Source organism: Pseudomonas spirodelae, assembly GCF_034653255.1.
GTDB classification, from domain to species: Bacteria; Pseudomonadota; Gammaproteobacteria; order Pseudomonadales; family Pseudomonadaceae; genus Aquipseudomonas; species Aquipseudomonas spirodelae.
Map to the genome: position 1 here is coordinate 31,180 of NZ_JAYEET010000048.1, position 13,291 is coordinate 44,470.

At 58.6% G+C, this 13,291-nt stretch carries 11 protein-coding genes; 7 read left to right on the forward strand and 4 right to left on the reverse strand.

Annotated elements, in window-relative coordinates; genetic code table 11:
- The first annotated feature begins 31 nt into the window (after window positions 1-31).
- The 5 genes from SOP97_RS15880 (at window position 32) to guaD (ending at window position 7,337) form a co-directional block, all read left to right on the forward strand.
- The gene (locus tag SOP97_RS15880; RefSeq protein ID WP_274086657.1) at window positions 32-679 is read left to right on the forward strand and encodes a hypothetical protein; all 648 of its coding nucleotides are present in this window, start codon (window positions 32-34) and stop codon (window positions 677-679) included.
- A 388-nt stretch (window positions 680-1,067) separates the two neighbouring features.
- Window positions 1,068-2,507, forward strand: a complete 1,440-nt coding sequence (gene xdhA, locus SOP97_RS15885; protein WP_274086656.1) for a xanthine dehydrogenase small subunit — start codon at window positions 1,068-1,070, stop codon at window positions 2,505-2,507.
- Window positions 2,500-4,896: a xanthine dehydrogenase molybdopterin binding subunit gene (gene xdhB / locus SOP97_RS15890; protein ID WP_274086655.1), complete on the forward strand. Its 2,397-nt coding sequence runs from the start codon at window positions 2,500-2,502 to the stop codon at window positions 4,894-4,896. The genes xdhA and xdhB overlap by 8 nt, the downstream gene beginning before the upstream one ends.
- Before the next feature lie 238 nt (window positions 4,897-5,134).
- The gene (gene xdhC, locus SOP97_RS15895; RefSeq protein ID WP_274086654.1) at window positions 5,135-5,971 is read left to right on the forward strand and encodes a xanthine dehydrogenase accessory protein XdhC; all 837 of its coding nucleotides are present in this window, start codon (window positions 5,135-5,137) and stop codon (window positions 5,969-5,971) included.
- 61 nt (window positions 5,972-6,032) lie between these two features.
- On the forward strand, window positions 6,033-7,337 hold the full coding sequence (gene guaD / locus SOP97_RS15900; protein WP_274086653.1) for a guanine deaminase: 1,305 nt from the start codon (window positions 6,033-6,035) through the stop codon (window positions 7,335-7,337).
- A gap of 85 nt (window positions 7,338-7,422) precedes the next feature.
- On the opposite strand, the gene SOP97_RS15905 is transcribed toward guaD, so the two are convergent.
- Both SOP97_RS15905 and SOP97_RS15910 read right to left on the reverse strand, forming a co-directional pair.
- A complete protein-coding gene (locus SOP97_RS15905) occupies window positions 7,423-7,734 on the reverse strand; it encodes an SCP2 sterol-binding domain-containing protein (protein WP_274086652.1) in 312 nt (103 codons plus the stop codon).
- A gap of 59 nt (window positions 7,735-7,793) precedes the next feature.
- Window positions 7,794-8,504 (reverse strand): histidine phosphatase family protein, encoded by a 711-nt coding sequence (locus SOP97_RS15910; RefSeq protein ID WP_274086651.1) that lies wholly within the window; start codon window positions 8,502-8,504, stop codon window positions 7,794-7,796.
- Between the two features lie 210 nt (window positions 8,505-8,714).
- Between SOP97_RS15910 and sohB the strand changes: the two genes are divergently transcribed.
- Together sohB and SOP97_RS15920 are read left to right on the forward strand one after the other, a co-directional pair.
- Window positions 8,715-9,734, forward strand: coding sequence for a protease SohB (gene sohB / locus SOP97_RS15915; RefSeq protein WP_274086650.1), 1,020 nt, complete (start codon window positions 8,715-8,717; stop codon window positions 9,732-9,734).
- 25 nt (window positions 9,735-9,759) lie between these two features.
- Entirely contained in the window at window positions 9,760-10,749 is a 990-nt protein-coding gene (locus tag SOP97_RS15920; protein WP_274086649.1) for a YhdH/YhfP family quinone oxidoreductase, read from the forward strand.
- Window positions 10,750-10,805: 56 nt separating this feature from the next.
- On the opposite strand, the gene SOP97_RS15925 is transcribed toward SOP97_RS15920, so the two are convergent.
- Together SOP97_RS15925 and SOP97_RS15930 are read right to left on the reverse strand one after the other, a co-directional pair.
- Window positions 10,806-11,303, reverse strand: coding sequence for a DUF934 domain-containing protein (locus SOP97_RS15925; protein WP_274086648.1), 498 nt, complete (start codon window positions 11,301-11,303; stop codon window positions 10,806-10,808).
- Window positions 11,287-12,945: a nitrite/sulfite reductase gene (locus tag SOP97_RS15930; protein ID WP_274086647.1), complete on the reverse strand. Its 1,659-nt coding sequence runs from the start codon at window positions 12,943-12,945 to the stop codon at window positions 11,287-11,289. The genes SOP97_RS15925 and SOP97_RS15930 overlap by 17 nt, the downstream gene beginning before the upstream one ends.
- Between the last annotated feature and the right edge of the window lie 346 nt (window positions 12,946-13,291).

Below are 13,291 nucleotides of genomic sequence, written 5' to 3' on the forward strand. Positions count from 1 at the left end.
CCGCAACTTCAACCATAAGGAATGCACAGCGATGCAATACGATGGACTCGCATGGGCAACGGCGCTGCTGGCGTTGCTGGCTGCTTTTGTAGCGGTTCGCATTCTGCTTAATCGGCAGTGGTTTCTCGGCTGGTTACGTGGCACTTGCGGCCTGGCATTTCTCGCGTTGGCAGTACTGATCGGCATATTGGCTGTCGATTTGCGCAGCTATGCACCGATTGCCGAAGACAAGCCGCTGGCGACCCTGAGCTTCAAAGCGGATGGCCCGTTGTATCGGGTCACGCTGCTGGAGGGTGGGCGTGAACGTACGCTGACGATGGAAGGTGATCTGTGGCAGTTGGATGCCCGCTTTCTACAGTGGAAGGGCCTGGCGGCATTGATCGGCTTGCAGCCGGGTTATCGTCTGGAAAAGCTCTCGGGGCGTTTTCTTTCGATCGAACAACAAAGCCAGGCCCTGCATACCCGCGTCGAACTGGCACACAGCCCATACGGCATCGACCTGTGGCGCTGGTTGCGGTTGGGTCAGCATGATTTGTTGGTCTTTGATCCTCAGGCGCGCCGAGTGACGTACCTGCCGCTTGCCGATGAAGCGGTTTACAGCATCAATCTGACGCCTGCCGGCTTGCTGGCCGAGCCGATGAACCCCGCAGCTAAACAGGCGCTCAAGGACTGGCAGTAAGGTTCAGCCAGTCAATAGGTTTAAGCACGCCAGCCATCACCTAGCGCCTCGCTAGGTCGATCAAGTGTGGTCGATCGAAAAGCAGCATACAGCCAGGTAACTCTCAGTCCCGTCTCTTTGCGTGCATGCATGTCAGGCTATTTGTCCCAGCTGCAGCGCAGTATTTGGCACAAAAGCCGCTAGCGTTTAAGCAAATTAGCTGAGCTTTCCCGCTCATGGCTGAATTGCATAAAGCGCCTCTGACTTTAGGGTCAAATATTTGTTGACCATAAAGTCAGAAAACTCTAGATTTGCCTCATGCCAAGCCGTGTGGAAACGCTGTGCTGCCCTGTGCAGTCGTTTCAGCAGTGCCTGATAAGAGAACAATAAAAGTGCCTGGAGGTCGTCCTTGATCCAGTTTTTACTCAACCGGGAGCTGCGTACTGAGCATGCCCTCGACCCAAACGTCACCGTGCTCAATTACCTGCGTGAGCATGTCGGCAAATCCGGAACCAAAGAAGGCTGCGCTTCTGGCGACTGTGGTGCCTGCACCGTTGTAGTCGGTGAGCTGGAGGGCGAGCGCGTGCGTTATCGCACCCTCAACTCCTGCCTGACCTTCGTTTCCTCGTTGCACGGCAAGCAACTGATCACGGTTGAAGACCTCAAGTACCAAGGCCAACTGCACAGCGTGCAGCAGGCCATGGTCGACTGCCACGGCTCGCAGTGCGGCTTCTGCACCCCAGGTTTTGTCATGTCGCTGTTCGCCCTGCAGAAAAATAGCAGCGGCTTCGACAAGGCCGACACCCTGGAAGCTCTGGCTGGCAACCTCTGCCGCTGCACCGGCTACCGCCCGATTATTGACGCCGCCGAACAAGCCTGCTGCCAGAAGCAGCCGGACCAGTTCGACGCTTTTGAGCCTCAGACCGTCGCCCAGCTGAAATCTATCGCGCCGCGTGAAACGGCCGAGCTCAACAGCGGCGATAAACGCTGCCTGTTGCCGCTGACCGTGGCCGACCTGGCTGACATCTACGCGGCCAACCCGGAAGCGCGTCTGCTCGCCGGTGGTACCGACCTGGCCCTGGAAGTCACCCAGTTCCACCGCGAACTGCCGGTGATGATTTACGTCGGCCATATCGAAGCGATGAAGCGCGTCGAAGTGACCGCTGACAGCATCGAAATAGGCGCCGCCACCGCGTTGTCCGATTGTTACGCCGCGCTGGCCCAGGACTACCCGGACTTTGGCGAATTGCTGCACCGCTTCGCTTCTTTGCAAATTCGCAACCAGGGCACCCTGGGCGGCAATATCGGTAACGCCTCGCCGATTGGCGACGCGCCGCCGCTGCTGATCGCGCTTGGTGCACAAATCGTCCTGCGTAGAGGCAGCGAAAGCCGCACCTTGCCGATCGAAGATTATTTCCTCGATTACAAAGTGACGGCGCGCCAGGAAGCCGAGTTTATCGAGAAGATCATCGTGCCGCGCTATCAGGGCAAACAGGCATTCCGTGCCTTCAAGGTGTCCAAGCGCCTGGACGATGACATCTCTGCCGTCTGTGCGGCCTTTAATCTGGTGGTCGAAGAGGGCGTGGTGCAAAGCGTGCGTATCGCCTTTGGCGGTATGGCGGCTATCCCGAAGCGTGCCGCTGCCTGTGAAGCGGCTTTGCTTGGCTCTGCCTGGGCCCAAGAAACTATCGAGCGGGCGTGTAATGCGCTGGCCGAGGATTTCACCCCGCTCAGCGACTTCCGCGCCAGCAAGGAATACCGCCTGCTTATTGCGCAGAACCTGCTGCGTAAATGCTTCCTTGAGCTACAAACTCCCGAAGTCGAAACACGGGTGACCGATTATGTCTAACCATCACGTAGCCAAAAGCCAGGCCGAATTGGCTGAACTGTTCCGCGCTGACATCACCACCGGCGTTGGCCGCAGCGTTAAACACGAAAGTGCTGATAAGCATGTATCCGGCGAAGCCATCTACGTCGATGACCGCCTGGAGTTCCCTAACCAGCTGCACGTCTATGCCCGTATGAGCGATCGCGCCCACGCGCGCATCATCAGCATCGACACCGCGCCCTGCTACGCGATTCCCGGTGTCGCCATTGCGATTACCAGCAAGGACGTACCCGGCCAGCTGGATATCGGCCCGGTGGTTGCGGGTGACCCGCTGCTAGCAGACGGAAAAGTTGAATACGTCGGCCAGGTGGTGATCGCCGTCGGCGCCGACAGTCTGGAAACCGCACGCAAGGCGGCTATGGCCGCAATTATCGAATACGAAGACCTTGAGCCGGTACTGGACGTGGTCGATGCGCTGCGCAAGAAACACTTCGTCCTCGATAGCCATCAGCACAAGATCGGCAACTCCGCCGCCGAATTGGCCACTGCACCGCGCCGCCTACAAGGCAGCCTGCATATCGGCGGCCAGGAACACTTCTACCTGGAAACCCAGATTTCCTCAGTAATGCCATCCGAAGACGGCGGCATGATCGTCTACACCTCGACGCAGAACGCCACCGAAGTGCAGAAGTTGGTAGCCGAAGTGCTCGGCGTACCGATGCACAAGATCGTCATTGACATGCGTCGCATGGGCGGCGGTTTCGGCGGCAAGGAAACCCAGGCCGCCGGCCCGGCGTGCCTGTGCGCAGTCATTGCGCACCTCACCGGTCGCCCGACCAAAATGCGCCTGCCGCGCGTCGAAGACATGCAGATCACCGGCAAGCGTCACCCGTTCTACGTCGAATACGACGTCGGCTTTGACGACAACGGCCTGCTGCACGGCATCGAAATCGAACTGGCCGGCAACTGCGGCTACTCGCCGGACCTGTCCGGCTCGATCGTCGACCGCGCGATGTTCCACTCGGACAACGCCTACTTCCTCGGCAACGCCACCATCAATGGTCACCGCTGCAAGACCAACACCGCCTCGAACACCGCCTACCGCGGCTTCGGCGGCCCGCAAGGCATGGTCGCCATCGAGGAGATCATGGATGCGGTCGCCCGCAGCCTGGGCAAAGACCCGCTGGAAGTGCGCAAGCTCAACTACTACGGCAAGACCGAGCGCAACGTCACCCACTATCACCAGACCGTCGAACACAACGTTATCCATGAGATGACCGCCGAACTGGAAGACAGCAGTGACTACGCCAAGCGCCGCGAAGAAATCCGCGCGTTCAACGCCAAAAGTCCGGTACTCAAGAAAGGCCTGGCGCTGACCCCGGTTAAGTTCGGCATCAGTTTTACCGCCACCTTCCTCAACCAGGCTGGCGCGCTAATCCACATCTACACAGACGGTTCAATTCACCTGAACCACGGTGGCACCGAGATGGGCCAGGGCCTCAACACCAAGGTCGCGCAGATCGTCGCTGAAGTGTTGCAGGTGGATATTTCGCGTATCCAGATCACCGCGACCAACACCGACAAGGTGCCAAATACCTCGCCGACTGCCGCCTCCAGCGGTGCTGACCTCAACGGCAAGGCTGCACAGAACGCCGCTGAAACCCTCAAGCAGCGTTTGGTTGATTTTCTGGTGCGCGAATACAAGGTCACTCCGGAAGACGTCGAGTTCCGCAACAGCCAGGTGCGCGTACGTGACCTGTTCCTGAGCTTCGAGGAAGTGATCCAGAAGGCTTATTTCGGCCAGGTATCGCTCTCCAGTACCGGTTTCTACCGCACGCCGAAGATCTTCTATGACCGTGACAAGGCCGCTGGCCGTCCTTTCTACTACTTCGCCTACGGCGCAGCCTGTTCGGAAGTGATCGTCGACACCCTGACCGGTGAGTACAAGATGCTGCGCACCGACATCCTGCATGACGTCGGCGCCTCGCTAAACCCGGCCATCGACATCGGTCAGGTCGAAGGCGCATTCGTGCAGGGCATGGGTTGGCTGACCATGGAAGAGCTGGTGTGGAACGGCAAAGGCAAGCTGATGACCAACGGCCCGGCCAGCTACAAGATCCCGGCCATCGCCGATATGCCGCTGGACCTGCGCGTCAACCTGGTGGAAAACCGCAAGAACCCGGAAGACACCGTATTCCACTCCAAGGCCGTCGGCGAGCCGCCGTTTATGCTCGGCATCGCCGTGTGGTGTGCAATCAAGGACGCCGTGGCAAGTCTGGCGGACTACCGCGTGCAGCCGAACATTGACGCCCCAGCCACGCCGGAACGCGTGCTCTGGGGGGTGGAGCAAATGAAGAAACTGCAGCAGAACGCCAAGGCAATAACCGCCGCAGCGGTTGAGCCGGCCTGAACCTTACGCCAGCATAAGACTGCTGTGGGAGGGGCTTTAGCCGCGACAATCGCCGCTGAAGCGCCTCCTACAGACAGAAGAATCACTACCGACGCCACAGGTGTCCAACAATGACAAAACACACCGAAGCGAAACCGCAAACACCGCCGCCGACGCAGGTACCGATACTGGACCCGTCGCCAAGCAACTGGCGCCTACCGCGCCCAGGACAATTGCCACCTACCTGGAGGCTGAGCAAATGAGCTGGATCAGCGCCCTCGCCGAACTGCAGCAGCAAGGTCAGCCTTGCGTGCTGGTGACCATCATCGAAGAACGCGGCTCAACCCCGCGCAATGCCGGCTCGAAAATGGTGGTCACCGCTGACCGCATCTTCGAGACCGTCGGTGGCGGTCATCTGGAATTCAAGGCGATGGAGCTGGCCCGCGAGATGCTGCAAAGCCGCAGCCAGGACACTCGCCTGGAGCGTTTCAGCCTGGGGGCCAGCCTCGGCCAATGCTGCGGCGGAGCCACTGTGCTGCTGTTCGAGCCGATGGGCCAGCCGCAGGCGCAGATCGCCGTATTCGGTGCCGGCCATGTCGGTCGCGCCCTGGTACCGCTGCTCGCCAGCCTGCCATGCAAGGTGCGCTGGATCGACTCGCGGGAAAACGAGTTTCCCGAGCAGATCCCGACCGGAGTCGACAAGGTGGTCAATGAGGAAGTGATCGACGAAATCGAACGCATGCCTGCCGGCAGCTACTTTATCGTCATGACCCACAACCACCAGCTCGACCTCGAGCTAACTGCAGAAATCCTCAAACGTAACGATTTTGCCTACTACGGCCTGATCGGCTCGCAGACCAAACGCGCCAAATTTGAACACCGCCTGCGTGATCGCGGCTTCAGTTCAGATGTGATGCAACGCATGCGCTGCCCCATGGGCCTGTCCGAAGTCAAAGGCAAGCTGCCGGTTGAGATCGCCGTGTCCATCGCCGGCGAAGTGATTGCCACCTACAACGCGACCTTTGGCCAGGACGTAAAAAAAGGTGAAACCAGCGTCGCCAAATTACTGCCGACCTCGCGCCGAAACCAGGCCTGAATATCCGCCCAGGCGCCCGCGCGTCTGAGTGATCAAATCCATAGATTGAGATAAGCGTTACATGACTAGCCCAGTGAAAGCCTACCGCGCCGCCATCCTGCACAGCATTGACGACCCGGCCGTGGTGGGCGTTGAGCAATCCTATGAGTACTTTGAAGACGGCCTGCTGGTCATCAACAACGGCCTGGTGGCCAAAGTCGGCCATGCCGCTGATCTGTTACCCACGCTCAAGGGCGTTGAGATCACCGAATACCGCGATGCGCTAATTACTCCTGGCTTTATCGACACCCACATCCACTACCCGCAAACCGGGATGATCGCCTCCTACGGCGAGCAACTGTTGGATTGGCTGAACACCTACACCTTCCCCACTGAACAGCAGTTCGCCGATAAGGCCCATGCGGCGGAGGTGGCGGGCATCTTCCTCAAGGAACTGCTGCGCAACGGCACCACCACCGCCCTGGTATTCGGGAGCGTGCACAAGCAATCGGTAGACGCCTTCTTCGAAGCTGCCGAAGCGCTGAACCTGCGCATGATCGCCGGCAAGGTGCTGATGGATCGCAACGCCCCGGACTACCTGACCGACACCCCGGAATCCGGCTACGCCGACAGCAAGGAGCTGATCGAGCGCTGGCACGGCAAGGGCCGCCTACATTACGCGGTAACCCCACGCTTCGCCCCAACCAGCACTCCAGAGCAACTGACCCTGGCCGGCAAACTGCTGGGCGAATACCCACACCTGTATATGCACACCCACCTGTCCGAGAACCGCAAGGAAATCGAATGGGTAAAAGCGCTGTTCCCCGAGCGCAAGAGCTACCTGGATGTGTACGACCATTACAAGCTGATCGGCGCCCGCTCGGTATTCGCCCACGGCGTGCACCTGTGCGACGGCGAGTGTAAGCGCCTGGCCGAAACCGGCTCGGCCGTGGCCTTTTGCCCAACCTCGAATCTGTTTCTCGGCAGCGGCTTGTTCGATCTGAATAAACTCGAAGAACACGGCGTACGCGTCGGCCTGGGCACCGACGTCGGCGCGGGCACCAGCTTCAGCCAACTACAATCGCTGAACGAGGCGTACAAGGTCATGCAACTGCAAGGCAAAAAGCTTGACCCGTTCAAGTCGCTGTACCTGGCGACTCTGGGCGGCGCTAACGCGCTGTACCTAGACGATAAACTGGGCAACTTCCTGCCTGGAAAAGACGCCGACTTCGTGGTGCTCGATTACAACGCCACGCCGCTGATCAGCTACCGTATGCAGCAAGCCAAGACGCTCGAAGAGCGGTTATTCGCCCTGACCATGCTCGGTGATGACCGCGCTATCAAGCAAACTTTCGCCGCCGGTCAGTCGGTGCATTGCCGCGATTGAGCCGTAGGCGGGGCCGCGGTTTCTATAAACACGAGCAATAAAAAACCGGAGCCAAGGCTCCGGTTTTTTATTGCTGAGTTGCTGCTTAAACCGGGAACAGCTCGCCCAGTTTCATGGCCAGCATCATGTCGCCTTCGGCGCGCAGTTTGCCGGACATAAAGGCTTGCATGCCGTCGGTTTCGCCGCTAGTGATGCCTTTCAGGGTTTCGGTGTCCATGATCAGGGTCACGCTGGCGTTAGGGTTGTCGCCTTGCTCAACGGCACAGGTGCCGTCTTTGACGATCAGGGCGTAGTTTTCGCCATCTTCGATGTTGAATTGGAACACCAGGTCCAGGCCTGCAGCGGCACCGGCGTTGAATTTGGACTGCATGGTATTGACGATGTCTGCAACGCTCATGGTTTATTCCTTTTTCTCAGGTTTTTCTAGCGCCCTTAATGGGTGCAGTGGGCCGCAGCTCAACGATAAGTGATGAGCTCCGGCGCCTTCAACAGCTGTAAATGCACATGACTGTTGAAGGAAGCCAGGGTCACTTGGCTGCCGCGAAATTTCAGGCAGCTGAGTGAGGTATTAACAATTTGCCAGTTCAGCTCAAATGCTTGAGCAGGCGGTATACCGGTGATCAAGTGCAGCAGGGCGGTGATGGTGCCGCCAGAGGTGAACACGGCGATATTCTGTTTGCTGTCTGCTTGTTCCAACAGGCGGCTAAGACCACCTTGCACCTGCTCGACGAACGCTTGCCAGCTTTGCAGCTCTGGCTTGTCGTGCTCGCCCGAAATCCAGCGTCCAATCAGCTCAGCGAACAGGCGCTGAAACTCAGCGCGGTTATTCGCGCCATTGCGCAGGATATGCAGGGCTTCTGGTTCTTCGCCGAGTATGTCCGGGAGCAGGGTGCGGATTACCGCGTCGGCATCGAACTCATTAAATGCCGGATCGGTTTCCAGCGGCGGTACATCAATCCCAACCGCCCGCAACTGCTGCAGCGCGCTGTCGGCCGTATGCTGCTGGCGACGCAGGCTGCCACTGACGCTGCGATCAAGGTGCGTGCCGAGTTGCGCGAGGTGAGCACCCAGCACTTCGGCCTGACGAATACCAATGGGCGATAGCACATCGTAATCGTCTGCACCGAAGGAGGCTTGGCCATGTCGTATCAGGTAGATGCTGCCCACGTCCGTTGGTTTCCGGTACGGTGAAAGTTTCGCGAGGGTATGGGGAAGCTCAAGGACTGTCAACGTAAAAACATACGCTTGTTTGAATTGCATCGGCGCGCTGAATGTCCCAGGCCTTGCTTGCTGGTCGCCAACCGATGGCCTCGGTATGCTTGCGGACAATCAGCGTTAACGATTTACGGGCGCTGCCATCGGGGTAAGGGGGAATTCGTGGAGTTTTTTGCAGAGTACATTGGCTTTCTGGCTAAGACAGTGACCTTGGTTGTGGCCATTCTCGTCGTGCTGGTGACGATTGCTGCACTACGCAGCAAGGGCCGTCAGCGCACGGGCGAACTGCAGGTGAACAAGCTCAATGACTTCTTCAAGCAGTTGCAGCAGCGCATGGAGCACGCGGTGCTCGATAAAGATCAGCTAAAGGCCGTCAGCAAAGCTGAAGCCAAAGCTGCAAAGCAGGAAAAAAAGGCCGCTGTGCACAAACCGCGCGTCTATGTGCTGGATTTTGATGGCGATATCAAAGCCTCGGCCACCGACAGCCTGCGTCACGAGATTACCGCCTTGCTGAGTATGGCCACGCCGCAGGATGAAGTGGTACTGCGCCTGGAAAGCGGCGGTGGCATGGTGCACAGCTATGGTTTGGCCTCTTCGCAGCTGGCGCGCATTCGCCAGGCGGGCGTGCCGCTGACCATCTGCATTGACAAGGTCGCGGCCAGTGGCGGCTACATGATGGCCTGTATCGGTGAGAAGATTATTTCTGCACCATTTGCCATCCTCGGCTCGATTGGTGTGGTGGCGCAGTTGCCTAACGTGCACCGCCTGCTGAAAAAACATGACATCGATTTTGAGGTACTGACCGCCGGCGAATATAAGCGCACCCTGACGGTATTTGGTGAGAACACAGAGAAGGGGCGGGAGAAATTTCAGGAAGACCTGGAGGCCACCCATGAGTTGTTCAAAGGCTTCGTTGCGCGCTACCGGCCGCAGCTGGATATCGATCAAATTGCCACCGGTGAAGTCTGGCTTGGCTTAACAGCGCTGGAAAAGCAGCTGGTCGATGAACTGAAGACCAGTGACGAATACCTGGCAGAGCGGGCGAAGAGCGCCGAACTGTTCCATTTGCACTATGCCGAGAAGAAATCCCTGCAGGAGCGCGTTGGGCTGGCGGGAAGCATTGCGCTAGACCGTTTCGTCCTGAGCTGGCTGAGCCGGTTGAATCAACAGCGTTTCTGGTAATCGATCCGTCATACAGAGGAAGAGTATGAGCAAGTTCAGTGCATTGCAGGCCCGTGAAAGTGCAGCGGGTGGTTTCGAACAGGTGATTGTGCAGGGTGAGATCGACGACTTGCCGGCTGGTGAGCTGCTGATTCGGGTCAAGTATTCGTCGCTCAATTACAAGGATGCCTTGTCTGCCACTGGCAACCGCGGCGTCACCAAAAGCTTCCCGCATACCCCGGGCATTGATGCTGCTGGTGTGGTGGAGGTTTCTAACGTGGCTGAGTTCAGTGCTGGCGATGAGGTGATCGTCACCGGTTATGACTTGGGCATGAACACCTCGGGTGGTTTTGCCCAATACATCCGTATTCCCGCTAGCTGGGCGCTGAAACGGCCAAAGGGCTTGTCGCTGCGTGAGGCCATGGTGCTCGGCACGGCTGGGCTGACCGCAGCGCTGTGTGTAGACAAGCTAGAACAAAGCGGGCTGACGCCTGATGCGGGCACCGTACTGGTGACCGGTGCCACCGGTGGCGTTGGCAGTGTCGCGGTAGCGTTGCTGACCACTCTGGGTTATCGGGTGGCGGCATCGACCGGTAAAACGGAGCAGGGCGATTACCTCAAGGCGCTGGGCGCGCAGCAGATTGTCCTGCGTTCCGAACTGCTGGAGGGCGCCGATAAGCCAATGCTCAAGGAACAGTGGGCCGGTGCGGTGGATTGCGTAGGCGGAGATCTTCTGTTTAACGTGGTCAAATCGCTGCGCTATGGTGCCAGCGCTGCCTGTTGCGGGCTGACGGCTGGCGTGGGCTTCAAGGGCAGTGTGCTGCCGTTTATCTTGCGTGGGGTGAATCTGCTGGGGGTCGACTCGGTCGAGCTGCCACTGGTGGTCAAGGCGTCGATGTGGGACAAGCTGTCGCTGCAGTGGAAGGTCAATCTGGATGCGCTGGTCAGCGAAGTGACGCTTGAGCAGTTACCGGCAGCTATTGCGCAGGTGCTGGCGGGTAAACAAGTGGGGCGTGTGCTGGTCAATTTGGGCTAACTAACGCAGATATGAAAAGGCCCGGATTACCGGGCCTTTTGCGTTACAGCGCTGACTTAGGCGCGGCGGCGGAACAGCGGCAGCGGCTGATCCGCGGAGGCCTGGTAGACCTCGCTGAACTCCTCGAAGGCTTTCAGCGCGTCCAGCGGGTCTTTGTCTTCACGCAGGGCGAAGGCATCGAAGCCCACGCGCAGGTAGGAGAACAGCTGATCGCGCAGCACGTCGCCGATGGCACGCACTTCACCGGTGTAACCGTAGCGATTGCGCAACAGGTAGGCGGTGGAGCAATGACGGCCATCGGTAAAGGCCGGGAAATTCAGCGCGATAACTTGGAAGTTATCCAGCTGGTCGGCGATTTCTTCGATTTCCTCACCCGCATCCAGCCATACGCCCAGGCCGCCGTCGCGGGCCTTGAGCGCCGTACTGTGCTCAACCCAAAGAGCCAGTGGCACGATCAGATCGTCGCAGTTGGAAATACCGTCCAACGTGGCGTCTTTGGGCAGTAGGTGCCAGCTTTCATCGACCAGCTGGCCGTTCTTAATGATTCGCTGCATATACGCGCTCCTTGAACGGTGCAACACCAATACGGCGGAAGGTGTCGAGGAAGCTCTCTTCGGCAGTACGACGCTCGACATAGACCTTGACGATTTTGTCGATCACGTCCGCCATGTCCGCTTCGGCGAAGGATGGACCGAGGATCTGCGCCAGGCTGGCATCACGGCCAGCGCTGCCGCCGAGCGACACCTGATAGAACTCCTGGCCTTTCTTGTCCACCCCGAGAATGCCGATATGGCCGACGTGGTGGTGACCACAGGCGTTCATGCAGCCGGAGATGTTCAGGTCGATTTCGCCGATGTCGAACAGGTAATCCAGGTCATCAAAGCGGCGCTGAATGGCTTCGGCAATCGGGATCGACTTGGCGTTGGCCAGCGAGCAGAAGTCGCCACCTGGGCAGCAGATGATGTCGGTCAGCAGGCCCACGTTTGGCGTTGCGAAACCATGTTCGCGCAGCTCGCCCCAGAGGGTAAACAGCTGGGCTTGTTCGACGTCGGCCAGAATGATGTTCTGGTTATGGCTGTTGCGCACTTCACTGAAGCTGTAGCGATCGGCCAAGTCGGCAATCGCATCAAACTGCTTGTCGGTGACATCGCCCGGTGCGACGCCAGTCGGCTTGAGCGACAGGGTGACGGCGACATAGCCGGGTTTCTTGTGGGCAAAGGTGTTGCGCTGACGCCAGCGGGCAAAGCCTGGGTGTTCGGCATCCAGGGCTACCAGCGCGGCATCCTGATCGTCGAGAGCTTTATAGCTGGGGTCGATAAAGTGCGCGGCAACGCGCGCCACTTCAGCTTCGGTCAGGGTGGTCGGGCCATCTTTCAGGTGGGCCCATTCAGCATTCACACGCTCGGCGAACACTTCAGGGGTCAACGCCTTCACCAGAATCTTGATCCGCGCCTTGTACTTGTTATCACGACGGCCATAGCGGTTGTACACACGCAGGATGGCGTCGAGGTAACTGATCAGGTGCTGCCACGGCAGGAATTCGTTGATAAAGCTGCCGACAATCGGCGTACGGCCCAGGCCGCCACCGACGGAAACCCGGAAGCCCAGCTCGCCGGCAGCGTTCTGTACCGCTTCCAGGCCGATGTCGTGCACTTCTACTGCGGCGCGATCGCTGACTGCACCGTTCACAGCAATCTTGAACTTGCGCGGCAGGTGGGTGAACTCAGGGTGGAAGGTCGACCACTGACGGATGATCTCGCACCATGGACGCGGGTCGATGAGTTCATCCTTGGCCACACCGGCAAACTGGTCGGTGGTGGTGTTGCGGATGCAGTTGCCGCTGGTCTGAATCGCGTGCATCTGCACGGTGGCCAGTTCAGCAAGAATATCGGGCACATCTTCCAGGTCCGGCCAGTTGAACTGCACGTTCTGGCGGGTACTGATGTGCGCATAGCCCTTGTCGTAGTCGCGGGCAATCTTGGCCAGCATGCGCACTTGTGCAGACGACATCAGGCCGTATGGCACGGCAACCCGCAACATGGGCGCAAAGCGTTGAATGTACAGGCCATTCTGCAGGCGCAGCGGGCGGAATTCTTCGCCGCTCAGTTCGCCAGCCAGGTAACGGCGGGTTTGATCGCGGTACTGCTTAACGCGGTCTTCGACGATTTTTTGGTCGTACTGGTCGTATACGTACATGGAGTGTCCTGTTATCAGGCTTTTTACAGCTAATCAGCGCGCACGGCCGCGCAGTCCTGGCGGAGGCCGAGGAAGATACCAGCTCGGAGTTATGCGCAAAAGTGATGTTTGAGTATATGGAAAGAACTTAATGAGATAAGCACGTCGCTGAACATCGCTGCCCGGCTTGAGCAAGCGACTGCGCTGGTCTTAACTGCAGTAGGCGATTGACCTAAAAACATAACAAGAGGGGTAGTCCATGACCGAACATAGCGAGCCGGACAGTGCTGACAGCGCAGTCGATGCCAAGGCTATTTTTGCCTTGATTGTAATCTTCGTCGTCAGCGCAGTATTTTGGGTCAGCCAG

Coding starts and splice junctions, on each gene's coding strand:
- SOP97_RS15905 (WP_274086652.1), bottom strand. CDS start 7,734: ATGAGCGTTGCAGACATCGTCAATACCATGCAGTCCAAATTCAACGCC.
- SOP97_RS15880 (WP_274086657.1), top strand. CDS start 32: ATGCAATACGATGGACTCGCATGGGCAACGGCGCTGCTGGCGTTGCTG.
- guaD (WP_274086653.1), top strand. CDS start 6,033: ATGACTAGCCCAGTGAAAGCCTACCGCGCCGCCATCCTGCACAGCATT.
- SOP97_RS15930 (WP_274086647.1), bottom strand. CDS start 12,945: ATGTACGTATACGACCAGTACGACCAAAAAATCGTCGAAGACCGCGTT.
- SOP97_RS15920 (WP_274086649.1), top strand. CDS start 9,760: ATGAGCAAGTTCAGTGCATTGCAGGCCCGTGAAAGTGCAGCGGGTGGT.
- xdhB (WP_274086655.1), top strand. CDS start 2,500: ATGTCTAACCATCACGTAGCCAAAAGCCAGGCCGAATTGGCTGAACTG.
- xdhC (WP_274086654.1), top strand. CDS start 5,135: ATGAGCTGGATCAGCGCCCTCGCCGAACTGCAGCAGCAAGGTCAGCCT.
- SOP97_RS15925 (WP_274086648.1), bottom strand. CDS start 11,303: ATGCAGCGAATCATTAAGAACGGCCAGCTGGTCGATGAAAGCTGGCAC.